Raw genomic sequence first — 22,835 nt, forward strand, 5'->3', positions numbered from 1 at the left:
TTGCATAAAGTCATGAAATTAGTTATAGTAGCAAACAGGCTTCCCCATAGCGTCAAAAGTGTTGAACCTTTAGAGCTTCAAAAAAGTCCGGGCGGTCTGGCATCTGGACTGTATACCTTTTTAAAAAGGGCTTCTGTAGAAGACTGGTTATGGGTGGGATGGGCAGGCTCCAGCCTGAGCAAAAAAAGTATAGAAAAGATAAGGGATGTTCTGCGAGAAGAACACAGGATACTTCCCGTGTATGTACCTGAAAGGCTAATGGATAGATTTTACAATGGTTTTTGCAACAAAACCCTCTGGCCCCTCTTTCACAGCATGCCCACCCTATCATCCTATGAAAGAAATGCCTGGGAAAGCTACTTAGAGGTAAACAGGCTATTCTTAAAGACGCTTCTTGAACATACCCAGTTAGACTCGGATACTTTCCTCTGGATACACGACTACCATCTTATGCTACTGCCTGCCCTCGTGAGAGAGGCTATGCCTTATGCAAACATAGGCTTTTTCCTTCATATTCCTTTTCCACCGCCGGAGATATTCGCCCAACTTCCGTGGAGGAGGGAAGTATTGGAGGGTCTTTTGGGTGCAGACCTGATAGGCTTTCACACCTACGAATACACCATCAACTTCCTCCGCAGTCTAATGAACGTCTTAGGCATTGAACATACTATGGGGGAACTCATTTATAAGGACAGAGTTGTAAAAGTGGGTACCTTCCCTATGGGTATTGACTTTCAACTCTTTAACGAGTTTAAAGGGGATGAGGAAAAGGTAAAGGCTATAAGGGAAACCTTAGGCAACAAACGCATAGTCTTTTCAGTGGATAGACTGGACTACACGAAAGGAATATACAATAGACTGCTTGCCTTTGAAGATTTTTTAAACAGAAGAAAAGACTGGCACGGAAGGGTGGTGATGATACTAAACCTTGTGCCTTCAAGGGAAGGGGTAGAGCACTACCAAAGGATGAAAAGACAGATAGAGGAAAAGGTAGCGCAGATAAACGGCGCTTTTGGACACATAGAATGGGTACCCATACTATACCACTACAAATCTTTGCCCACCGAAGAGCTTATAGCCTACTACAGAGCTTGTGATGTTATTTTAGTAACCCCCATAAAAGACGGCATGAACTTGGTGGCTAAGGAGTTTGTTGCCTCAAGAAGGGATTTGAGGGGCGTTTTAGTGCTTTCTGAATTTGCAGGAAGTGGTAAGGAACTCGGTGAAGCCCTTCTGGTGAATCCAAACTCTGTAGAGGAGCTTTCAAAAGCTATAGAAAACGCCCTTGAGATGCCAGAAGAGGAGCAAGAAAACAGGCTTCGCATAATGCAGGAAAGACTAAGAAGATACGATGTGCTAAAATGGGGCATGGATTTTATAGAAAGTCTTAAAGGAGCCGTCTCCAAGAGGAATATGCTAAAAACAAGGGAGCTAAACAGCAGACTCCTGAAGAAGTTAAAGGACATGTATAAAGGCGCAAAGAAAAAGATCCTCTTTATAGATTATGACGGCACGCTTGTGCCCATAGCTAAACGCCCCAGTTTTGCAGTGCCTACCCAAGAGGTAAAAGAACTGTTAAGAAGGCTAAGCGGTGTAGAAAACACAAGGGTGGTTTTGATATCCGGCAGGAGAAAGGAAGAGCTTGAAAACTGGTTCGGAGACCTGCCTATAGTCATTGTAGCCGAACACGGATGCTGGGTCAGAAGACAGGGAAGCGATTGGGAAGCCACTTGTAGTATGGACAATGAGCTGAGAGAAAGGGTAAAGACAATAATGGAGGTGTATGTGGATAGACTGCCCCAGTCCTTTCTGGAAGAAAAGAACTCTACCTTAGCCTTTCATTACAGGAATGCAGACCAGGAGATGGCTTCTATTTTAGTATCCAGCTTAGTGGATGAGCTTACAGCCCTCCTGTCAAACACGGACATGTCCCTTCTCTTAGGTAATAAGGTGGTGGAAGTAAGAAAGTCCGGTATAAACAAAGGCACGGTAGCTCTGTCCTTCTTGCAAGAAGAGGATTACGATTTTGTGCTAGCTATAGGCGATGACGTAACGGATGAAAACATGTTTAAAGTATTACCTTCCAATGCAGTAAGCATCAAAGTGGGCACAGGCTCATCCTTTGCAAGGTATCATGTAACTTCCCAGCAGGAAGCTCTGAATTTATTAAAATACCTGATGAGCGATGACTGATGTATTTTACTTTAAAACGGAGATATGGGTGCCTCTCTACACGGGAGTTAAAGCAGAAAGCCTTCAGGAGTTTTATGAGGCTCTTCTCAGTGTGCCAAACGGTAGCCTCCTCTACCACCTGTACATAAACCTTTTTAACTATCATAACCTGCCAACCATGTACACCAACAGTTTTGCTTACTGGTTTCAACACATAGGCTGCGATGCTCTGGCGGAAAAAATAAGCTCCATAGACCCAACCCGTTATCATGACCTGGAAGCCCTCAGGGAAAGGCTGATAGAAATACTTTCAGAACACAAAGAGGACTGCGCCAAAAGACAGGCAAGCCCCTTTTATTTTATGGATATATACAGAGAGGTAATTGACACGGGAGAGCATGCCACCAGCCTGGAAGAACTCATAAAAGGCATAGAAAAATCCAGCATATATTCTCTTTTTCACCACCTTATAACCTCAAAGATTGACAATAAAAGGGTGATAAACGACTACTCCCAATGGCTCATGAGTATGGGCTATCCGAAGAAGGCGGAGCTCATAGAAGCTTTAGATTTATACGCGCTTAACCTGTATGAGGTGAAAAGTCTTATACTGGAGATTCTAAAAGATGATAAGACTTGAGGATTACGCAAAATATACAAACGGTGAAGCTATTGAAGAACTGCAGAAAATAGCCGAAGATTTAAAGGGTCTTAAAGTGCTTCATATAAACACCACAAGAGAAGGCGGTGGTGTTGCGGAGATACTTTCGCGCTTAGTGCCCCTTATGCAAGCCTTAGGCATTCAAACCCACTGGGAAGTTTTTACAGGTCCGGAAGAATTCTTCAGGTTTACAAAAAAGCTACACAACATGCTCCATCTGCCGGGCTCTGGCACCATAGAAAGCTCTGAAGTAGCCCTGTATTTGAAGACTACCTACACAAACCTGGAAAGGATAAGGACGCAGGATTACGATGTGGTGTTTGTGCACGACCCACAGCCTATGGGCATGGTTATAAACAAAGAGAAGCATCAAAAATGGGTCTGGAGATGCCACATAGATACCTCCACCCCGGACCCTAAAGCCTGGGACTTTATAGAGCTCTTTGTGAATGCTTACGATGTTGCCATTTTCCATATACCGGAGTTTGTCTACGAGAAGCTCAGCATCCCTTCCTACATCATACCACCCTCTATAGACCCTCTACATCCTAAGAATGCGGAAATTGAGGAAGATTTCAGAATAAATACCCTTACCAAATACGGCATAGACCCGGAAAGGCCTATACTCCTGCAGGTTTCTCGCTTTGACAGGCTAAAAGACCCCTTTGGTGTATATAAGGCTTACAGAATGGTAAAGGAAAGGTATGACTGCCAGCTAATATTTGCCGGCTCTTACGCCGGCGATGACCCGGAAGGACAGGAGGTATACACAGAGCTTATAAACCTTACCGCTGGAGAGAAAGATGTCTTTGTTCTAAATTTGCCACCCAACAGCCACTTGGAGATAAACGCTCTTCAGAGGTCTGCCACTGTGGTATTTCAAAAGTCCATAAGAGAGGGTTTTGGGCTTGTAGTTTCGGAAGCTATGTGGAAGGAAAAGCCCGTCATAGGCGGTAATGTGGGCGGTATAAGAAGGCAAATCGTAGATGGTTTGACCGGGTTTCTGGTGAGCACCGTTGAAGGAGCCGCCTATAGGGCAAGACAGCTACTTGCGGACAAAGAGCTAAGAATAAAAATGGGCCTTTACGCAAAAGAAAGAGTAAAGCATCGCTTTCTGATAATAAGACATCTTAAAGACTACGTAGCACTCATAAGGAGCCTATGTTTGAAAAGGTCTTAAATAAAACCTTCAAAAAACACCTTATGTATGTATTGTTGGGCGTCCTCTGTGGTTTTGTGGCGGTAATCTTTGTGTATGCAATAGATTTAGTGGAAAGCTACACTTTGAACCTCATTGCTCACTACTACCCTCCTAAACCTGCCGGAGAAGGCTACAGAGAAGCCTTTACCTTTTATCCTGAACGTTTTTACCTCCTGCCCCTTCTTACCGCTCTTGCTGGACTGATTTCCGGAATTTTAACAACCTTTTTATCTCCGGAATCTGCGGGCGTAGGCACCGACTCGGCAATAAAAGCCTACCATGAAGAAAAAAGGCTCTCCTTTTTGTCCTCCGTGGTCAAGTTGATAACCTCTTCTTTCACCATAGGCATGGGTGGCACCTCCGGAAGGGAGGGACCCATAGCTCTGATAGGTGCAGGTATAGGTTCTACCCTGTCAAGCCTTTTACAGCTTCCTAAGGAAGAAGGAAGAGTTATGCTGGGGGTAGGGCTCGGAGCCGGTATTTCTGCCATATTCAAAGCTCCTCTGGCTGGTGCCTTAATAAGCGCGGAGGTGTTTTTTAAAAAGGACTTTGACATAGAGAACTTGATACCGGCCTTTTTGGCTTGTATAAGCTCCTATATAACGGTGGGTTTTTTCCTTGGCTTTGAGCCAATATTTTCGGTGCATATTCCGGAGGGTGTAAATCTAAAGGCTTCTGCACTCTTTGCCTACTTTTTCTTCGGTTTGTTCTGTGCCATCTTTGTGAGGCTCTTTATTTTACTATTCTTCAGGGTAAAAGCTCTTTTTGAAGAATTAAAGATAAAGCACTATTTAAAGCCTGTTATCGGCGGATTTATGGCAGGCATTGTGGGAATACTTTCACCCTTTGCCATAGGAAACGGGTACGGATATCTGCAACTTATACTGGATTTAAAGCTAACAGACCCTCTGCTTATACTTGCCGGGGCTATTGGGGTTGCTTTGGGTGTTTCCTTTACCCTTGGCTCTGGTATGTCCGGCGGTATCTTTGGACCTTCTGTTATGATAGGTGGTCTTTTTGGGGCTTTCTATAGCCTGCTTCTCAACGGATACTTTGGGCTTGACCTTCATGTGCCTTCCTTTACTGTAGTGGGAATGGTAACCTTCTTTGGAGCTTCCGCAAAGGCTCCCCTCTCTACACTTATACTCATATCAGAAATGACAGGAGAATACTCCCTTTTGGTGCCTGCCATGCTTTCCATATTCACCGCTTACCTGCTTTCCGGAGATAGGAGCATCTTTCCAAGTCAAGTCAATACAAGGCTTGATTCCGTAGCATACAGGGAAGAATGGGGGCTTTTGAAGCTTGAGAAGCTCAAGGTAAAGGACTACATGGCTGAAGCTATAACCCTGCAAGCCCACCAGCCTGTAGAAGAGGCTAAAAGACTGATGCAAGAGCATTTAATTAGCGGTCTGGTGGTCTTAGAAGGGGGACGGCTTGTCGGAATCCTCACAAAGAGCGACCTCAGTAAGGAAGGAAAGACCGTAAGAGACCTAATGAGCGTCAATGTTATAACCGTAAAGCCGGAAGAGAGCTTAGCCAATGCGCTCAGACTTATGCTCACAAAGGGTATAGGGCATCTTCCCGTAGTTAAAGAAGAAAAACTTTTGGGCATCATAACTCGCGAGGACATAGCAAGGGCGGTAAGGGAGTTAAAATAAAAGTATGCTACAGATAGAGGTGCTTCAGGGAAGCCTACTTGAGATTGAGGCTGATGCTATTGTGAACCCTTCTAACTCTCTGGGCTATATGGGTGGTGGTGTGGCAGGGGTTATAAAGAGGGCTGGAGGGGAGGAGATAGAAAGGGAAGCCATAAAAAAGGCACCCATACCCGTAGGTTCTGCCATAATTACCACGGCGGGAAGGCTTCCCTTTAAGGGTGTGATACACGCACCCACCATGGAAGAGCCTGCCATGGAAACCACAGAGGAAAAGGTAAGGAAAGCGGTAAGGGCTTCCCTTGAGCTGGCTGATAAGCTTGGCTTTGAAAGTATTGCCATGCCCGGCATGGGCACTGGTGTGGGTAGGCTTCCAAAGGATATAGCTGCAAGGGCTATGATAGAGGAGATAAGGGCTTTTAAGCCATTAAGCCTAAGAAAGGTAATTCTTGTAGACTTAGATAGCCAGATGGTGGAGGAGTGGAGGAAAAACCTCTGAATGAGGCTTATCCTTTCTGGGGGGTGGCTAAAAGAAAGGGGCATTTTTGAAGCAAATGTAAAAAAAGTCCATTTCCTTAACTCCTTAAAAGATTTAAAAGATGTAAAACTTGGCTTTATTGTCCTCTCTTACCATCTTTCTTCACAGACTTTAAACCTTCATTTAAAGGATTCTTCTTACCCCAAAGTCATAATTTTGGAGCTTGAAGGCTTTTCACCCTTTAACAGAAAAAGGAAGGATACAAACCTTAAGCTTTTAGCCTCATCCCTTGATGAAAAGGCTTATGTGGAAAGGGTAAAAAAGGTAAAGGAGTTTATCTCTGAAGGCGTCGTATACCAGCTTAACCTTACCTGTAGGTTTGACTTCCATCTGGATGGTAAGCCTCTTGACCTTTTTTTGAAGTATTACAAGGCACAACCAGTGCCTTATGCCTTTTTTCTTGACCTTGAGGACTTTTACCTTATAAGCGGTTCTATGGAGCTTTTTTTGGAAAAGAGGGGGAATAAGTTGGTTAGCAAGCCTATAAAAGGCACGGCAAAAAGAAAGAAGGACTTGGAAAAAAGCCAAAAGGACAAAGCAGAAAACCTCATGATAACAGACATGGTTAGGAACGACCTTTCAAGGGTTGCCATGCCAGGTAGTGTAAGGGTGGAAGAGCTTTTTAAGATTGAAAGGTTTAAAACACTCTTTCAGATGCACTCCTCGGTTGTGGCACAAACGAGGGAAAGCCTTCAAAACATACTAAAAGAGACCTTTCCACCAGCCTCTGTGGTAGGCGCTCCCAAGAGGAAGGCGGTGGAGATCATAGACCTTTTGGAGCCTCACAACAGAGAATACTACTGCGGGTGTGCGGGCCTTGTAAGTGAAGAGGACTTTACCTTGAGCGTGCTTATAAGGACTGCCATGGGCCATGGTAATAGGCTTTCTTACTATGCGGGTGCGGGCATAGTTTGGGATTCTGTACCAGAAAAGGAGTGGCAAGAGGTTCTTCTAAAGACAAAGGCCTTTTATAGCTTAAAATAAAATCATTGTGAAGGTCATACCACCACAGGAGAGGTTTTTCAACTTTGAAGATTCAGAAAGGCTAAAGGACTTTTTCCTAAAAGCCTGTGAGGTTTTTAAGGACTACAGGTTTATCATGCTTCCCTCCCTTGAGATATACAGCCATGAGCTTTATGGAGAGAGTCCTTTTATAGTTGGTAGCCTTCAGGATGGAAGCCTTTTGTGTCTTAGAAGGGATTGGACTGTGAGCCTTGCGCGCTTTTTGAGCCTTCAAAAGGATTTGCCCCTACCCCTAAAGGTCTTCTATTGGGGAAACGTTTTCTCACCAGGGGGAAGCTTGGAAAGTTATCAGGTGGGCGTGGAACTCCTTGGAGACCCATCCGTAGAGGCGGAGGTGGAGGTCCTTCAGTCCATAGGCGACTACCTAAGGGCTTGTGGTATGGAGAATCTTACCCTTAGCCTTGGACATGTGGCCATAGTGGAAGAACTTCTAAATAAGTATGGAGAGTCTTACAGGCAAGCCATACTGGAGAAGAACTTCTCCCTTCTTTCCTCCGTTGGGCCTTTAAGGGACCTTTTGCTTGCCAATGGAGGCTTTGAGGTGCTTGATTCTTTTGAGAAGAAATATCCAGAGTTTTCTACCCATTGCCATAGGCTAAGGGAAGTGGCCCAAAGGCTAAAAGGCTTTAACATCCTCTTTGACCTTTCCGAAATTAGACCAAAGGCCTACTATACGGGCCTTGTCTTTGAATTTTTCCATCCAAGGGTGGGACAGCCTTTGGCTGGGGGAGGAAGGTATGACGGCCTTTATAAAAACCTTGGTAGGGATATATGCGCCTTCGGCGGTGCTATTTACCTTGACCTTTTGTTAGAGGTTTAGCTTAAAATATTCATACATGCCCTACTATATATTCGTCACCGGTGGTGTGCTTTCTTCTTTGGGAAAGGGTGTGGCCTCAGCCTCCATAGCCTCCCTCCTTGAAGAGCAAGGTCTTAAGGTAAACATACAAAAACTGGACCCATACCTAAACGTAGACCCCGGCACCATGAGCCCTTACCAGCATGGAGAGGTCTATGTTACAGAAGATGGAGCGGAAACAGACCTTGACCTTGGACACTACGAGAGGTTTACAAAGAGGTCCATGACTAAGAAAAACAACGTAACGGCTGGTAGGGTATATTACAACGTGATACAAAGGGAAAGGGAGGGTGGCTATCTTGGTGCCACGGTGCAGGTCATTCCCCATATAACCGATGAGATAAAAAGGCTAATAAGGGAGGTGGAGGAGGACTGTCATGTGGTCATAGTGGAGGTGGGTGGGACGGTGGGAGATATAGAAGGCTTGCCCTTTTTGGAGGCCGTGCGCCAGCTTTCCATGGAGGTGGGAAGGGAAAAGGTGCTTTTTGTTCATATTACCTATGTGCCTTTTATAAAGACTGCGGGAGAGCTAAAGACCAAGCCCACCCAACACTCGGTCAAGGAACTAAGGGCCATAGGCATACAGCCTGACATAATCCTCTGTAGGTCGGAGATGGAAATTCCAGAAGGTATAAAGGAAAAGATAGCCCTTTTTACCAACGTTCAAAAATCTGCGGTCATATCTGCACCAGATTTGGAGTTTATATACGAGGTGCCTCTTGTCTTCAAAAAACAGGGCCTTGACAGGCTTATAGCCCAACGATTTAGCTTTGAATATAAGGAGGTAAAGAGTAAATGGGAGGATATAGTTCAGACCCTTAGGTCCGCAGAAAGGGAGGTAAAGATAGCCCTTGTAGGCAAGTATGTGTCTTTGAAGGATTCTTACAAAAGCGTAGTTGAGGCACTTATACATGGTGGCATAGCCAACAGGGCAAGGGTAAAGGTTATTTGGGTCAATTCGGAGGATTATGATGAAAAGGTCTTGGAAGAAGCCCATGGCATACTGGTGCCTGGTGGCTTTGGAGAGAGGGGCATAGGTGGAAAGCTAAAGGCTCTTAGCTATGGAAGGGAGTCAAAAAAGCCCACCTTTGGCATATGCTTGGGCATGCAACTTATGTGTGTAGAATTTGCCAGAAATGTGCTTGGGCTAAAGGAGGCCAATTCTACCGAGTTTGACCCCTTCACGCCCCATCCAGTAATAGACCTGATGGAAGAACAAAAGAACATAAAGGAGCTTGGTGGCACCATGAGGCTTGGCTCTTACCCTTGTAAGCTCGTAGAAGGCACAAAGGTAAGGGAGATTTACAAGCAAGAGCTAATATATGAGAGGCACAGGCACAGGTATGAGTTTAACAATAAATACAGAGAGCCTTTCCAAGAGGCTGGTATGGTCTTTTCTGGCCTTTCGCCCGACGAAAGGCTTGTGGAGATAGTGGAATTAAAGGAACATCCTTGGTATATAGGCTGTCAGTTTCACCCAGAGTTCAAAAGCAAGCCCTTCCAACCCCATCCCCTTTTTGTCTCCTTTATCTCCGCCTGCTTACAAGGTCAATGACCGCCACGTCCGGTGGTGAGAAAAGCCTCATGGGAGGACCTCCTGTGCCTACGCCCTTGCTTATATAGATGTAAGAGCTTCCAAGCTTATGAAGGCCCCTATCGCCTATAAACAGCCTTGTTAGAATAAACCTGCCTATAGGGTAATAGACTCCACCATGGGTATGTCCAGAGAGCATAAGGTCAAAAAGTTTTTCTGCTCCAGTCTCCAGCCTTGGCTTGTGCTTCAAATAAATAACAAAGCTTTCTCTTTTTGTCTTTTGAAGAAGTTCCTTGTCCGAAAGTGTGCCATTACAAGCCTTAAAAAACCTACATTCATCGTCATCTATTCCCACTATGCTTATGTCGTAGTCCTTAAGATAGACTACCCCGCCCCTCAAAAGTCTAAAGCCAGCCCTTTCCGTAAAAGCTATGGCTTGGTCTATACCTCTGTAATACTCATGGTTTCCCAAAACGGCATACTTTCCAAGGGGTGGGTCCATCTTAGAGAGGGCATCCGCAAGGTAAGCCTTGTTTTGCATATTTCCATCTACAAGGTCTCCCGTGGACAAAACCATGTGAGGCTTTTCCCTCTTATAAACTTCCAGCACAAGCCCTACCTTATCCATACCCATAAGGGGTCCAAGATGAAGGTCCGATATGTGAAGTATTTTTATGTGGCTCACATCCTTTGGAAGCTTGTCTGTTTCTATAACAAACCTTTCCACCTTTAAATTAAGGGTTTCATAATAGCTGTAAGCAGAGAGGCTAAGGGAAAGGAATAAGATAAGGGCTAAGGAAGTCTTTGCCGAAGGTGTGGGAAGGGGGTTTATATTGAAAAATCTTTTTGAGATAAAAACAAAAGCCCTATAAAGGTCAAAGAAAAGGCCAGAAAGGGAAAAGTAGAGAAGAAAGCCCATCCAAAGAAGGCCTATTAAGGCTGTAAAGTATGCCACGCTTTGGTCCAGCCTTGCATCCGCATACCTCCAGATAAAGGGAGAGAAAAATCCCAAGATGAATAAAAATGCCACAACAAGCCTTAAACCCTTTCCCTTGATGGCAGGCTTTACGATTCTTGTGTAAGTATAAAGGTGCATAAGGGCAAAGATGGACAGAAAGAGAGGGATAAACCACCTCATAAGCTTATCTTGTAGCCAAAGCCTCTTACCGTTTGTATAGCCTGTCCCTCCTCACCCAGTTTTTCCCTTAGCTTTTTTATATGCACATCCACCGTCCTATCGTATACATCCCTTTTTAGCACTCTTTCTATAAGGTATTCCCTGCTAACCGGCTTGCCGTAGTTCTCAAGAAGGGCTTGTAGAATTAGGAATTCTGTGGGTGTAAGGTCCAATATTTGGCTACCTCTCCTCACTTCTTTTTTCTCAAGGTCCACCTCAAGGCTTCCAAGCCTAAAAAGTGTTTGCCTTTTCTCCTTTCCAACCCTTCTCAAAACGGCCTTAACCCTTGCTATTAGCTCCTTGACAGAAAAGGGCTTGGTTATATAATCATCCGCACCAAGGGAAAAGCCTTTAAGCTTGTCCTGTTCCATGTCCCTTGCAGTTATAAATATGATGGGTATGTCCTTTAGTTCTGGGTTATTTCTTATATGCTGGGCTATCTTAAAGCCATCATAGTCTGGAAGCATAACATCAAGAAGCACCAGGTCTGGTGGCTGGGACCTTAGAAGTTCTACGGCTAAGGTGCCTCTATGAGATAAAATAGTCTCGTAGCCTTCCTTTCTTAGATTATAAGCTATAAGCTCTGCCAGGTCCTTATCATCCTCCACTATAAGCACCCTTAGGCTCATATCTTTGTAGGCTTTATCCTTATAGCCACTTCGTCCGGGTTTATCACATCACCAACGGATATAAGTATCTCCTCCACCACGCCGTTAACGGGGCTATGTACCTCATTCTCCATCTTCATAGCCTCCACCACGAAAAGCACATCACCCTCTTTTACCTCCTGTCCCACATTTACCTTTATATTCACCACCTTTCCAGATATGGGCGATGCCACATCTCCAACTCCTACAGGCTTTGGCCTTTTCGGCTTTACTTCTGTGCCTAAGCTTATCTCTCCATAAGGTGTAGGTACATGCTCAACTTCTCTGAGTGGCTTTAGCATAACCTCTTCCAGCTTTCCATCAAGCCTTATAAAGAAGGTTTTACCCTCTGGAGTTGGCTCACCCCTTCCTGCAATCTGCACATGGTACTGCTCTCCGTGGACGGTGATTATAAACTCCACTGGTATGTTTTCTTTTTTCTCTTCAATTAGCTCTTCTGGGGGTAGTTTTTCTCCCCTCTCTCTAAATTCAAAGAACTCTTTGGCAACCAATGGAAAGAGGGCGTAGGAAAGTATGTCTTCTTCGCTCTTTGCTCCTGCCTTTATGGCCTCTTCTCTAATGCTTGGTAGCTCTGGTTTTAGAAGGTCTGCAGGCCTTATATGGTATATGGGTTCTTCGTCTCCAAGTATCTTCTTTATTATCTCCTCCGGTATGGGTGCGGGGGGTTTTCCGTATAGGCCCTTTACATAGTCCTTTGTTTCCTTTGTCACCACCTTATACCTTTCTCCATGGACTACATTAAGGAAAGCTTGAGAGCCTACTATTTGACTGGTGGGTGTTACCAAGGGTGGATAGCCAAGGTCCTGCCTTACCCTTACCACCTCCTCAAGCACCTCAGGAAGCTTGTCTTCCATACCCTGTTCCTTTAGCTGGCTTATAAAGTTGGATATCATGCCACCGGGTACTTGGTGCAAAAGCACTCCCACATCTGGGTATGGTGGTAGCACATCATACTTTTTGTACTTTTTCCTTACATTTACAAAAAGGTCTCCAGCCTTTTGGTAAAGCTTTTCATCTACCCTTATTTCATAGCCAAACTCCCTAAGGGTGTATATCATGGTTTCACCCGGGGGGTGGGAAGTCTGACAAGACAGGCTATAGAAGACCGTATCTATCATATCTGCGCCAGCCTCTATGCCTTTTAGCTGGGCCATCTGGGCAAGGCCTGCGGTGGTTTGGGTATGAAGATGGACAGGATAGTTGGGAAATTCAGATTTAAGGGCCTTTACCAAGTCATAGCATACCTTTGGGGACAAAAGGCCAGCTTGGTCCTTTATGGATATGATATCTATGCCCATATCCACCAATTCTTTTGCTACGCTTACGTAATACTCTATGGTATGCACCGGGCTTATGGCATAAGAAAGCACACCCTTGACTATGGCTCCAAGCCTTTTGGCCGTTTCTATGGACTTTCTCATATTCCTTGTATCATTGAGAGCATCAAAGATCCTAAAGACTTCAATCCCGTTATCATAGGCCCTTTTTACAAACTCCTCCACCACATCATCGGGGTAGTGCCTGTAGCCTACCACATTCTGTCCTCTTAGGAGCATTTCAAGCTTGGTGTTTGGTGCATGCTTTTTAAAGAGCCTAAGCCTTTCCCACGGGTCTTCCTTTAAATACCTTAGGCATACATCAAAGGTGGCACCACCCCAAACCTCCAAAGACCAAAAGCCACATTTATCAAGCACCTCTATTATGGGAAGCATATCCTCCGTTCGGACCCTCGTGGCCAACAAAGACTGTATGCCGTCCCTTAGAGATACATCGGTTATAAGAATTTCCCTCATGAGTGAAAATTATAACATCCTAAAATGGTCAAAGCCCGTAGGTTCAAGGGGCCTATCATCCAAATACACACCCTCTCCCTCTTCCACAAAGCCTATATGGGTCATGCTTAAAAAGGGATTGAGCCTTTCCATTGGGTGGGTAAAGAGAAGCTCGTAGTCTTCTCCACCAGATAGGGCATACTCAAGAGGGTCCTTGCCGTGCTTTTTGCAAAAGCTTATAAGCTCCTTAGATAAAGGTATCTTTTCGGAGAATAACCTTACCTTTACAGAGCTTGCCTTTGCAAGCTTTAGAGCATCGGAAGATAGTCCATCGCTTATGTCCATACTGGCTGTGGCATACTTGGATATGTGTTTTACAAAGTCAATCCTTGCGGTGGGCCTTAGATGTTTTTCTATAAGCCTTAGTTCAAAGTCTTCATAGCTTTTTTTATCCATAAGCAAAAGCTCAAGGCCTGCCTTTGAATCTCCAAGGGTTCCGGAGACAAACACACCATCGCCTACCTTTGATCCCTTCCTTCCCACAAACCTATCCGCCTTTCCTATCATAAAAACGTCAATGCATAGCTTTTCACCCTTGCTCACATTTCCCCCTACCACCTCACAGCCATAAAACTCACAGGCCCTTTTTATACCAAAATAGACTTCCTCTATGTATTTTACCTCCATATCTGGAAGCACCAAGGAAACAAGGGCATAAAAAGGCATCCCACCGTTTGCCACCACATCGCTCACATTGACCGATATGGCCTTCCAGCCTATGGCGGATGGTGGATAATTTAGCTTAAAATGTCTGTCTTGCAAAAGCACATCACAAGTGAGGAGTAGCAAGGAACCTCCCAACTGCACCGGCGCCGTATCATCCCCTATGATTCCACTTCTTAATACATCCTTTAACCTTTCTATAAGGCCAAACTCTCCAATTTCTGATATTTTCATTCTGTAAAGATCTGCCCTTCTATGGGCTGGACCAATACGCCCTTTTCTTCAATAAACTTTACAGCCCTTTCAATCTCTTCTGCATCACCGTCCATTTCAACGGTCAATATGCCCGTATCCTTTGTAACCTTTGCCGTTCTTATATTTACCACCACATCAAAGTTTTTACACACCATACAAAGCACAGGCTCTTTCACCTTTTCTTCTGGGTATATAAGCTGGAGCCTTATAACATTCATACCAAAGATTATATCAGAGTTTAAGCATGTATTCAGCCTTTTCAAAGGCTTCTGTTGCTATTGATATTAATGTATTTCTATCTATACCGGTTAGCTTTTCTAAGTTTATAACTATATCATTCTTTGTTGGGTCTTGAGCCTTCAAAACCTCAGGGAACTTCTCCTCAATGAAAATAGCATGGTTCAATATGTTTCTTAAATGTATGTTCTTTCCTGTATATCCATCTATTATTTCTTGCTTTATCTTGATTTCTTTAAGAAAAGTTATCTTATCCATGTTTAATATCTCGCCTATTAGCGAAAATAGTCCAATTAAATATGCTTCAGATTCGTATTCCGGCTTTATTATCTCCGCAATTCTTTGAGCTATTATAGCTCTTACAAGGGACTTTTTCCATAGCTCTGGGTTTTCTATAGACATATAATCGTTCATAGCTAAAACCAAAAGGAAGTTTTTAAGATTCTTTAACCCCAACATGGCGCAAGCCTGTTCTATGCTTTTTATTTCTTTTATGGGTGAATAATAGGCAGAGTTAACAAGGCGAAGAATCTTAGCCGTCATACCAACATCCGTTGCTATAATGTCCGCTATTTCTTTTGGACTTTCTGCGGTGTGAAGTAAAGCTATGAGTTTAAGTAATGTAGTCTTTAAATAGGGCGCTGTTTTGAACTCTTTTAATATGAATGGACTTTCTAAATACATGCCTTGGAAAAAATCTCCAACAGTTAAAGCTTTTTTATATTCCTCCTCATTTTCTATTCTTGAGATGAGGATTTTTTTGCCGTTGCCTTTCGCTATTTCAATTGTTTTTGGGTCAAGATGCTTTATATTTGTAGATATAATATGTACCTTATCAAGTAATTTTGCCATTTTTTCATTTCCTAAATACTTCTCATCTAAACAAAATAGGACATCTTGCTCTATGTATTTATCCATAACATTAAGCACTTGCCTATATACTATTTCTCCAACGGGTATTTGAGGTTCTATAACATCTATAATAAGCTTTTTGGGGTCAAGTGATTCTATAGCCTTGTTAATTAAAGAATCCAAAGAAACATTTATCATTACTCTTTTGCCTTCACCAATCCTATCTATACCTTGCTCTAAAATAATCTCTATTATTATGTAAGTAGCCCTGCTATAAGGAACTTCCTTAGGGTATTCATAAAAATTGTCCTTTTTCCTCAAAAAGACTTCAAAGGCAAACCTCCTACCTTCCCTATCAAATATGGGTTGCTTTGCTATAAGGAAGCTCATTAAGAACCTCTTTCAGCTCAGGGTATAGAGGAAACTGTTGGCAAAGCTCTATTACTTCTTTGCGAACATCCTCTATAACCTTCTCATCCTTTATATTATCAATGACCTTAGCTATTAGTCTTGCTATGCGTCTCATCTCATCCTCTTTCATTCCTCTTGTGGTCATGGCGGGCGTGCCTATTCTAATACCGCTTGTCTTTGTGGGTGGTAGGGGGTCAAAAGGCACTGCATTCTTGTTAACCGTTATGTTTGCCTTTCCCAGTGCTTCTTCTGCTTCTTTGCCGGTTATACCCTTGTTCCTCAGGTCAAGGAGGACTATGTGGCTGTCCGTTCCGCCCGTAATCACCTTAAAGCCAAGTTTTAGAAACTCCTCCGCCATAGCCTGTGCGTTTATAATTACCTGCCTTGCGTAGCTTTTAAACTCCTCCGTCATAGCTTCTTTGAAGGCCACAGCCTTTGCCGCTATTACATGCATTAGGGGACCACCCTGTATCCCGGGAAATACGCTCTTGTCTATATCTTTGGCAAACTCTGCCCTACACAGTATAAAGCCACCCCTTGGACCTCTCAAGGTTTTGTGAGTGGTTGATGTTACAAAGTGGGCATATGGAACCGGATTTGGATAAACTCCGCCGGCAATTAGGCCAGCATAATGGGCCATATCCACCATAAGGTAGGCTCCCACATCCTCCGCTATCTGTGCAAACCTTTCCCAGTCTATTATCCTTGGATAGGCTGAAGCACCTGCCACTATCATCTTGGGTTTGTGTTCCTTTGCAAGCTTCCAAACCTGATCATAGTCTATAAGCTCTGTTTCTGGGTTTAGCCCATAGTAATAAACTTGATAGACCTTTCCGGAGAAGTTTACCTTTGCACCGTGGCTTAGATGTCCCCCGTGGGCAAGGTCCATTCCAAGGATTACATCACCGGGCTTTAAAAAGGCCATATAAACCGCCATGTTGGCTTGAGAGCCAGAATGGGGCTGAACGTTGGCATGCTCCGCGCCGTATATCTTTTTAACCCTTTCTATGGCAAGGCTTTCTGCAATATCTACAAACTCACATCCTCCATAATACCTTTTGCCGGGAAGTCCTTCGGCATACTTGTTGGTAAGCACAGAACCTTGAGCCTCCATAACCGCAAGAGAGGTAAAGTTCTCCGACGCTATAAGCTCAAGGTGGTAGAACTGCCTGTTATACTCCTGCACTACAGCCTGGTATATCTCTGGGTCTGTCTCTTTTAAGTATCTCATCTTTAATATTTTACTCCCATTCTATGGTAGCTGGTGGTTTTGAAGATATGTCATACACCACCCTGTTTATACCTTCTACCTCGTTTATTATCCTCCTCATCACATGGTCAAGGAACTCGTAGGGAAGCCTTGACCAATCCGCTGTCATTCCATCTGTGCTGTCCACAGCCCTTAGGCCTACAACCCTTTCGTAGGTCCTCACATCTCCCATAACACCCACGCTTTTTACTGGCAGAAGTACGGCAAAGGCCTGCCAGACCTTATCATAAAGCCCCCACCTTTTTAGCTCTTCTATAAATATGCTGTCCGCTTCTCTGAGTATTTCAAGGTCTTCCCTTTTTACCTCTCCCAATATCCTTATGGCAAGACCAGGTCCAGGGAAGGGATGCCTCCTTAGTATGCCCTCTGGCACTCCAAGAATTTTTCCCACTTGCCTTACCTCATCCTTGAAAAGTTCTCTCAAGGGTTCAAGAAGCCTTAAGTTCATCCTCTCTGGCAAACCACCTACGTTGTGATGGGTCTTTATCACCTTTGCGCCTGGAATGCCCGCACTTTCCACCACATCGGGGTAAAGGGTGCCTTGAAGAAGATAATGGGCATCCACCTTCTTGGCTTCCTCCTCAAAAACCTCAATAAAGGTATGTCCTATTATTCTTCTCTTCTCCTCTGGGTCCTCCACACCCTTTAACCTTTCTAAAAACAGATCCTCTGCATCCACCCTTTTAAAAGGCAAGCCCATATCTCTAAAGTAGCCTTCTACCTCTTCTACCTCACCCTTTCTCAAAAGCCCATGGTTTACAAATATGCAGTGTAACTGTTTTCCAATGGCCTTATATGTTAACAAGGCGGATACGGTAGAATCCACACCACCAGAAAGGGCGCATATAACCCTTTTGTGCCCCACCTCTTGTCTTATCTCCTCCACCTTTTCCTTTACAAAATCCCCCATCCTCCAGTTTTCTTCGGCGTGGCTTACCTCAAAGAGGAAGTTTCTTATGATCTCCTTACCATATTGGGTATGGGCCACTTCTGGGTGAAACTGTACTCCGTAGATAGGCTTTTCTCTGTGTCTTATAACGGCGTAGGGAGAGTTTTCTGTATTGGCAAGGCTTTCAAAGCCTTCTGGCAATCTTACCGCCTTGTCCGCATGGCTCATCCATACATCAAATTCAAGTGGCAATCCTTTGAAAATTGGGTCCTCTTTGAGAACCTTTAGCCTTGCCCTACCGTACTCCTGCCTTTGGGACCTCTCCACAGTTCCACCAAGCTGATGCACTATAGCCTGAAGGCCATAGCATATGCCAAGTATGGGAAGTCCCAAAGTGTATATACTTGGGTCTGGTAAAGGGGCATCCTCTTCATACACAGAGGCGGGTCCACCGGAGAAGATAAGGCAATATGGGTCTTTTTCCCTTATCTCTTCTGGGGTTATATAATAAGGCACTATTTCACTGTATACACCAAGCTCTCTTACCCTTCTTGCTATAAGCTGTACATACTGAGAGCCAAAGTTTAAGATTAAAGCAGGCCTCTTAACCACTTTTAATAATTATACTATACGTCGGGTGAGAAATTCATCCTTTGTAGTGGCAGGTTTTAAACCTGCCAGATTATAAAACATCGGGCGGGCCAAAGACCCGCCCCTACATTGTTTGTCTCATTTATTTTTAACAAAAGGTATGATGGCATCCAGTTGTTTAATTAATTTCTCATTCCACGTTCGCCCGGCGTTATAATTCAAAATTATGGAAAGTAAAATGGAGGGCTTACTACACTTTGCTGTGTCTTTGGTTCTAAATCTAATTTTATTTACACTTCTTTCCATATACCTTTTTATAAAAGTGGATACGCCACCAAAACCACCATTACAGGTATATTTGGAGGATATACCAAGGATAGAGGAAGTAAGGCTGGTACGTGAAAGGCCATCGGTTGGCCAAAGACCTAAGGAAGGTGAAGGAACTTTAAAGAAAGGAAGGGAGAAGATAAGCGCATCACCTATGCAGGTTGATAGAGATAGGGGAGATGTGCAGGTGCCAAAGGGTATACCAAAGGAAGAACCCTCCTTGCTTCAGGATATAGAACAGAGGATAAAAGGAAAGCAAAAGGAAGTGAAAGAAGAAGGCATAAGGACCTCCGAGCTTGGTGATATAGTGGCTGTTGTCTCTCCAAGCGGTATAGGTCTTTCTGGAAGTGGAAGGCCTGCGGTTTATATTCCACCATTGCCAAAGGTAGCTTCTGATGAGCCTTTGAGTGTGCTTAAGATAAGGATATGGGTAGAACCTTCTGGAGTGGTGTCAAAAGCTCAAATAGTGCAAAGGAGTGGGTCACCTCAGGTAGATCAAAAGATGCTTAACTTTGTAAAAGGTATAAGGTTTGAGTCTATCAGGGATAATATTATTCAAACGGGTATAATAAGCTTTAGGTTTAAAGGAGGTTAGACATGGTTTGTATAACACACCTTGAACTATGCCCTTATTGTAAAAGGATAGCTCTAATGGTTTGTGAGTATGATGAGCCCTATCCAAGGGTAGAGGCAGAATGCCAATGTTGTGGTTATAAGGCTCATGATGTGCCTATGAGATTGACTCCAGAAGACTTTAAAAACATACTGGATAAACTTGGAAGAAAACTTATAGGAGAGGTATGTATAGATGACAGGTGCGAATCCTCAAAGGTTATAAGGCTTATAAAGGAAGGGAGCTATGCAGAATATAGATGCCTTGAGTGTGGTTCAGAATGGAACAGCGATGAAGTACAAAAGGCAATAGACCGTATTAAATCTATTCAAAGGTCTTTAAAGAACGGTAACAGGCTTATGGAACTTCTAAAAGCTGGCGAGGGAGAATGCCCATTGTGTGGATGGGATATAGGGCACGCCCATGTGGGTTATGCTGTTTCCATAGAGTGCTTTGTTTGTGGCTACCATACGGATACAAAGGAAATAATACCAGAAGTGGATCCTGCCACACTTAACTGTCCTCAGTATGAAAAATCGGAGGAGACGGGTTGAATCTCCCACATAAAGAGTTTCTTAGGTACGAAAACTGGAAGGACCAGTTTCTCAAGGACTATAACAAAATAAGCTCGGAAGAGATAAAAAGGTTGGCGGAGGACCTAAAGGACAGGTATGAAGGCCTTGAAGAAAGGCTTTTAAAGGCCCTTCTTTCCATGTATGTGGGAGGCTATGAGAAAAGGGTGGAAGACCCAGAAGTAAGATATTGGACCAATTGGGCTGGTATAAAGACATACAAAACCTTTAACGGCTTTCCACAGCTTTCGGACATAGAACTCTCCTTTGCCTTCTATGCCATAGGTAAGGTTTTTGTGCCTTTGCTTTTGCACGAAAGGGGTGTAAAGTCGGAAAGTTTTAAAAAGCTTCCTCCAGAGGAACAGGAGAAGGCCGTTATGGAGGAGTTAGAAGTAATATGGGAAAACCATCTTATAAGGGTCCTTCAAATCCTTCCCTACCTTGGTCTTAGTTCAAACAGCAAATAAAAGCCTTCCCTTTGGGCCATAGCCTTTACCCTCCAACCATGCAGTTCGGCTATGTGTTTTACTATGGCAAGGCCCAAGCCCATGCCCTTTGGGTTCTCCGAATGGTAAGGCAAAAAGATTATCTCCTCTTTGCCCTCCTCTATTCCCGGCCCATCATCCCTGTAGACCATGCTATCCTCCCTTAGTTCAACCCACACCCTTCTTGCACCCCATTCAAGGCTGTTGTTAAAAAGGTTAAAAAACATATCCCTTAAAAGCCTCTCATCCCCCATAACCCTTAGATTTCCTTCCACTTCTATCCTTATACCTTCGTATATGCTTGCCACCTGCCTTATAAGGTCTCCAAGCTCAAGCTCTTTGAAGTTTGGCTCTACCTCCACCGAAAGGCTTCTAAACTGGTCTATGGTTCTCTTTATCCTTTCAAGCTCCTCAAGTATGATGCTGGCCATCTGGGCGACCTTTTCCATATCACACTGCCCCCTCTCCAAGGACCTTATTAGCCTTTCCAGGTTTAGGCTTATGGGTGTGAGCGGGTTTTTTATCTCATGGGCTATCCTCTTTACGGCCATCTGCCATGTTTTGAACCTCTCTGCCAATATAAGGGTCTCAAGATCCTCATACACTATCACCCTGCCTATATCCAACTCTATGGTACTTTCCCTCACGCTTGCCTTTCTTGAAAGCTCCTCATAGGCCCTGTTTTGGAACCTTTCTCCATCCCTTGAAAGGAAAACAATACCCACTGGCAGAGCATTAAAAAGCTGAACAAGCATCTCTTTTTCTTTATTGAGTCTTTGATAGAGTTTCTTTAGCTCTTCCTTCATGGTTAAAAAGCCTATGCCAAGCTCTTGGACCTCATCGCCAGTCTGTGGAACTTCTACGTTAACGTCAAAGTTTCCCTTGGCTATCTCCCTTGCCTTTTGAGTTAGCTTTTCAAGGGGTAGGCTAATATGCCTTGCTATAAGGTTCCCAAACCATACGGCGGACAAAAAGGACAGAAAGCCAGCAAGCACAAGAAAATACACATATATGCCACCTATAATATCCCTTGCCTTGACCATGTTCCTAAGCTCTGTGGATATTCTTTTTATATCCTCTATTAGGCCTACGGCCCTGTGTTCCCTTGAAAGCACAAGGCGATATCCATCCACACACAGGCTTATGCTATCTTCTCCTATGGCCTCTTTACAGTTTGGGTCCTCAATCACACCTTTTACACCTTTTAGCCCTTTAAAGCTTTCCACCAAGCCATTATTTTTTAACAGGACAAACATATCCCTGTAGGCTTGTGCCTTCTTTAGCTCCTCCTCTTGAATTAGGGCGCTAAGGCCTTCGGATTTTTTTGCTACCTCCTTTAGCTGTCCGCTTACAAAGGATTTTGTAGATTGAAGCAAGATTACCGCCGTGGCCAAGTTAAGGAAGATAAGAGGTGTGATGATATAAAGCATGAGGCTTGTGGAAAGTTTTTTTCTTAAAGGTTCTCTTTTTCCAGCAAGGTAAGCCTTTATAAACTTTCTAAAGAATATTATAAAGACAATAAACAAAACAAGAAGGTCAAGGTTTATCACAAGAAGGACAAGGGGGTAGCTTATGTTCCAGATTTTTCTAAGGTTGTCAAGGAAGGCTATGTTTATTAAAAGAAAGGCTAAAAGGAATAGGGCAAAGGCTACATAAAGCCTCAATGCATTTCCTTATCCTTAATGTGTTGGTGCTTTACCACTTCGCCCTCGGACCAGTAGATGGTCATCTCCGCTATGTTCTCCGCATGATCCGCCATCCTTTCAAAGTGCCTTGCCACAAAGGAAAGGTGTATGGACCTCTTTATGTTCCTTGGGTCCTCAAGCATGTAGGTTATAAGCTCTCTTTGAACCTGGTGGTATAGCTCATCCACCATATCGTCCCTTTCTATAACCTTCTTTGCAAGCTCCACATCCCTTTGGAAAAAGGAAAGGACCGCATCCTCTATCATGCTCTTTACATTGGATGCCATAAGGGTAAGGTTTACGTAGGGCTTTAGGGGTGGCTCTTGGGCAAGGAGTATGGACCTTTCTGCTATGTTTTCCGCCTCATCCCCTATCCTCTCAAGGTCCGAGACTATCTTATACATACCCATTATTAGCCTAAGGTCTACAGCCTCTGGCTGGTAGAGGGCTATCATCCTTATACACCTTCTTTCTATCTCCACCTCCAGCTGGTCTATTTGGTCATCACCCTTGATTATCTCCTCCGCAAGCCCCACATCTTGTTTGTTAAGAGACTCTATAGCCTTATCCACCGCTTCCTTTACAAGCCCAGCCATCTTAAGAACCAATCCTTTTGTTTCTTCCAACTCTTGAAAAAGCTTCATACTCTTCCTCCTGAATAT

21 protein-coding genes are annotated in these 22,835 nt (G+C 43.9%); 11 read left to right on the forward strand and 10 right to left on the reverse strand.

Going from position 1 to position 22,835, the window contains the following annotated elements; genetic code table 11:
- Positions 1-12: 12 nt before the first annotated feature.
- From ACZ5GB_RS04245 to ACZ5GB_RS04280, 8 genes are read left to right on the forward strand one after another with little or no spacing between them, the layout of a single operon-like run.
- The gene (locus ACZ5GB_RS04245; RefSeq protein ID WP_464327733.1) at positions 13-2,193 is read left to right on the forward strand and encodes a bifunctional alpha,alpha-trehalose-phosphate synthase (UDP-forming)/trehalose-phosphatase; all 2,181 of its coding nucleotides are present in this window, start codon (positions 13-15) and stop codon (positions 2,191-2,193) included.
- A complete protein-coding gene (locus tag ACZ5GB_RS04250) occupies positions 2,186-2,812 on the forward strand; it encodes a DUF5752 family protein (protein ID WP_464327734.1) in 627 nt (208 codons plus the stop codon). The genes ACZ5GB_RS04245 and ACZ5GB_RS04250 overlap by 8 nt, the downstream gene beginning before the upstream one ends.
- Entirely contained in the window at positions 2,799-4,013 is a 1,215-nt protein-coding gene (locus ACZ5GB_RS04255) for a glycosyltransferase (protein ID WP_464327735.1), read from the forward strand. The genes ACZ5GB_RS04250 and ACZ5GB_RS04255 overlap by 14 nt, the downstream gene beginning before the upstream one ends.
- Entirely contained in the window at positions 3,995-5,695 is a 1,701-nt protein-coding gene (locus tag ACZ5GB_RS04260) for a chloride channel protein (RefSeq protein WP_464327736.1), read from the forward strand. The genes ACZ5GB_RS04255 and ACZ5GB_RS04260 overlap by 19 nt, the downstream gene beginning before the upstream one ends.
- Positions 5,696-5,699: 4 nt before the next feature.
- Positions 5,700-6,191 (forward strand): ADP-ribose-binding protein, encoded by a 492-nt coding sequence (locus ACZ5GB_RS04265; RefSeq protein ID WP_464327737.1) that lies wholly within the window; start codon positions 5,700-5,702, stop codon positions 6,189-6,191.
- Positions 6,192-7,214, forward strand: coding sequence for a chorismate-binding protein (locus ACZ5GB_RS04270; RefSeq protein ID WP_464327738.1), 1,023 nt, complete (start codon positions 6,192-6,194; stop codon positions 7,212-7,214).
- A 7-nt stretch (positions 7,215-7,221) separates the two neighbouring features.
- Positions 7,222-8,073, forward strand: coding sequence for an ATP phosphoribosyltransferase regulatory subunit (locus tag ACZ5GB_RS04275; protein ID WP_464327739.1), 852 nt, complete (start codon positions 7,222-7,224; stop codon positions 8,071-8,073).
- Between the two features lie 16 nt (positions 8,074-8,089).
- Complete coding sequence (locus ACZ5GB_RS04280; RefSeq protein ID WP_464327740.1) at positions 8,090-9,667, forward strand: CTP synthase; 1,578 nt, start codon at positions 8,090-8,092, stop codon at positions 9,665-9,667.
- Here ACZ5GB_RS04280 and ACZ5GB_RS04285 read toward each other — a convergent pair.
- Genes ACZ5GB_RS04285 through guaA form a run of 8 tightly spaced genes read right to left on the reverse strand, consistent with a single transcriptional unit; the run spans position 9,639 to position 18,512 of the window.
- The gene (locus ACZ5GB_RS04285) at positions 9,639-10,784 is read right to left on the reverse strand and encodes a metallophosphoesterase (RefSeq protein WP_464327741.1); all 1,146 of its coding nucleotides are present in this window, start codon (positions 10,782-10,784) and stop codon (positions 9,639-9,641) included. The two genes, ACZ5GB_RS04280 and ACZ5GB_RS04285, sit on opposite strands and share 29 nt — an antisense overlap.
- On the reverse strand, positions 10,781-11,452 hold the full coding sequence (locus ACZ5GB_RS04290; protein ID WP_464327742.1) for a response regulator: 672 nt from the start codon (positions 11,450-11,452) through the stop codon (positions 10,781-10,783). The genes ACZ5GB_RS04285 and ACZ5GB_RS04290 overlap by 4 nt, the downstream gene beginning before the upstream one ends.
- Complete coding sequence (gene oadA, locus ACZ5GB_RS04295) at positions 11,449-13,284, reverse strand: sodium-extruding oxaloacetate decarboxylase subunit alpha (RefSeq protein WP_464327743.1); 1,836 nt, start codon at positions 13,282-13,284, stop codon at positions 11,449-11,451. The genes ACZ5GB_RS04290 and oadA overlap by 4 nt, the downstream gene beginning before the upstream one ends.
- A gap of 9 nt (positions 13,285-13,293) precedes the next feature.
- Complete coding sequence (thiL, locus tag ACZ5GB_RS04300) at positions 13,294-14,220, reverse strand: thiamine-phosphate kinase (RefSeq protein WP_464327744.1); 927 nt, start codon at positions 14,218-14,220, stop codon at positions 13,294-13,296.
- Positions 14,217-14,459 (reverse strand): NIL domain-containing protein, encoded by a 243-nt coding sequence (locus ACZ5GB_RS04305; protein WP_464327745.1) that lies wholly within the window; start codon positions 14,457-14,459, stop codon positions 14,217-14,219. The genes thiL and ACZ5GB_RS04305 overlap by 4 nt, the downstream gene beginning before the upstream one ends.
- A gap of 13 nt (positions 14,460-14,472) precedes the next feature.
- Positions 14,473-15,720, reverse strand: a complete 1,248-nt coding sequence (locus ACZ5GB_RS04310; RefSeq protein WP_464327746.1) for an EAL and HDOD domain-containing protein — start codon at positions 15,718-15,720, stop codon at positions 14,473-14,475.
- Positions 15,686-16,972, reverse strand: coding sequence for a serine hydroxymethyltransferase (locus tag ACZ5GB_RS04315; RefSeq protein WP_464327747.1), 1,287 nt, complete (start codon positions 16,970-16,972; stop codon positions 15,686-15,688). Before ACZ5GB_RS04315 ends, ACZ5GB_RS04310 begins: the two co-directional genes overlap by 35 nt.
- Positions 16,973-16,982: 10 nt before the next feature.
- A complete protein-coding gene (gene guaA / locus ACZ5GB_RS04320; protein ID WP_464327748.1) occupies positions 16,983-18,512 on the reverse strand; it encodes a glutamine-hydrolyzing GMP synthase in 1,530 nt (509 codons plus the stop codon).
- Positions 18,513-18,717: 205 nt separating this feature from the next.
- On the opposite strand from guaA, the gene ACZ5GB_RS04325 reads away from it, so the two are divergent.
- Genes ACZ5GB_RS04325 through ACZ5GB_RS04335 form a run of 3 tightly spaced genes read left to right on the forward strand, consistent with a single transcriptional unit; the run spans position 18,718 to position 20,470 of the window.
- A complete protein-coding gene (locus tag ACZ5GB_RS04325; protein ID WP_464327749.1) occupies positions 18,718-19,413 on the forward strand; it encodes an energy transducer TonB family protein in 696 nt (231 codons plus the stop codon).
- A gap of 2 nt (positions 19,414-19,415) precedes the next feature.
- Entirely contained in the window at positions 19,416-19,985 is a 570-nt protein-coding gene (locus tag ACZ5GB_RS04330; protein WP_464327750.1) for a hypothetical protein, read from the forward strand.
- On the forward strand, positions 19,982-20,470 hold the full coding sequence (locus ACZ5GB_RS04335) for a hypothetical protein (protein WP_464327751.1): 489 nt from the start codon (positions 19,982-19,984) through the stop codon (positions 20,468-20,470). The genes ACZ5GB_RS04330 and ACZ5GB_RS04335 overlap by 4 nt, the downstream gene beginning before the upstream one ends.
- Here the strand turns inward: ACZ5GB_RS04335 and ACZ5GB_RS04340 are convergent.
- Positions 20,440-22,152, reverse strand: a complete 1,713-nt coding sequence (locus ACZ5GB_RS04340) for a sensor histidine kinase (protein WP_464327752.1) — start codon at positions 22,150-22,152, stop codon at positions 20,440-20,442. The genes ACZ5GB_RS04335 and ACZ5GB_RS04340 overlap by 31 nt on opposite strands.
- The gene (gene phoU / locus ACZ5GB_RS04345) at positions 22,149-22,817 is read right to left on the reverse strand and encodes a phosphate signaling complex protein PhoU (protein WP_464327753.1); all 669 of its coding nucleotides are present in this window, start codon (positions 22,815-22,817) and stop codon (positions 22,149-22,151) included. The genes ACZ5GB_RS04340 and phoU overlap by 4 nt, the downstream gene beginning before the upstream one ends.
- Between the last annotated feature and the right edge of the window lie 18 nt (positions 22,818-22,835).

The sequence above is a fragment of the Hydrogenobacter subterraneus genome, from assembly GCF_055390195.1.

Bases quoted from the DNA above. Each gene is read 5' to 3' on its own strand.
- ACZ5GB_RS04270 (WP_464327738.1), top strand. From the start codon at position 6,192: ATGAGGCTTATCCTTTCTGGGGGGTGGCTAAAAGAAAGGGGCATTTTT.
- ACZ5GB_RS04280 (WP_464327740.1), top strand. From the start codon at position 8,090: ATGCCCTACTATATATTCGTCACCGGTGGTGTGCTTTCTTCTTTGGGA.
- ACZ5GB_RS04245 (WP_464327733.1), top strand. From the start codon at position 13: ATGAAATTAGTTATAGTAGCAAACAGGCTTCCCCATAGCGTCAAAAGT.
- ACZ5GB_RS04285 (WP_464327741.1), bottom strand. From the start codon at position 10,784: ATGAGGTGGTTTATCCCTCTCTTTCTGTCCATCTTTGCCCTTATGCAC.
- ACZ5GB_RS04305 (WP_464327745.1), bottom strand. From the start codon at position 14,459: ATGAATGTTATAAGGCTCCAGCTTATATACCCAGAAGAAAAGGTGAAA.
- ACZ5GB_RS04250 (WP_464327734.1), top strand. From the start codon at position 2,186: ATGACTGATGTATTTTACTTTAAAACGGAGATATGGGTGCCTCTCTAC.
- thiL (WP_464327744.1), bottom strand. From the start codon at position 14,220: ATGAAAATATCAGAAATTGGAGAGTTTGGCCTTATAGAAAGGTTAAAG.
- ACZ5GB_RS04310 (WP_464327746.1), bottom strand. From the start codon at position 15,720: ATGAGCTTCCTTATAGCAAAGCAACCCATATTTGATAGGGAAGGTAGG.
- ACZ5GB_RS04265 (WP_464327737.1), top strand. From the start codon at position 5,700: ATGCTACAGATAGAGGTGCTTCAGGGAAGCCTACTTGAGATTGAGGCT.
- ACZ5GB_RS04290 (WP_464327742.1), bottom strand. From the start codon at position 11,452: ATGAGCCTAAGGGTGCTTATAGTGGAGGATGATAAGGACCTGGCAGAG.
- oadA (WP_464327743.1), bottom strand. From the start codon at position 13,284: ATGAGGGAAATTCTTATAACCGATGTATCTCTAAGGGACGGCATACAG.
- ACZ5GB_RS04255 (WP_464327735.1), top strand. From the start codon at position 2,799: ATGATAAGACTTGAGGATTACGCAAAATATACAAACGGTGAAGCTATT.
- phoU (WP_464327753.1), bottom strand. From the start codon at position 22,817: ATGAAGCTTTTTCAAGAGTTGGAAGAAACAAAAGGATTGGTTCTTAAG.
- ACZ5GB_RS04260 (WP_464327736.1), top strand. From the start codon at position 3,995: ATGTTTGAAAAGGTCTTAAATAAAACCTTCAAAAAACACCTTATGTAT.
- ACZ5GB_RS04325 (WP_464327749.1), top strand. From the start codon at position 18,718: ATGGAAAGTAAAATGGAGGGCTTACTACACTTTGCTGTGTCTTTGGTT.
- ACZ5GB_RS04315 (WP_464327747.1), bottom strand. From the start codon at position 16,972: ATGAGATACTTAAAAGAGACAGACCCAGAGATATACCAGGCTGTAGTG.
- ACZ5GB_RS04330 (WP_464327750.1), top strand. From the start codon at position 19,416: ATGGTTTGTATAACACACCTTGAACTATGCCCTTATTGTAAAAGGATA.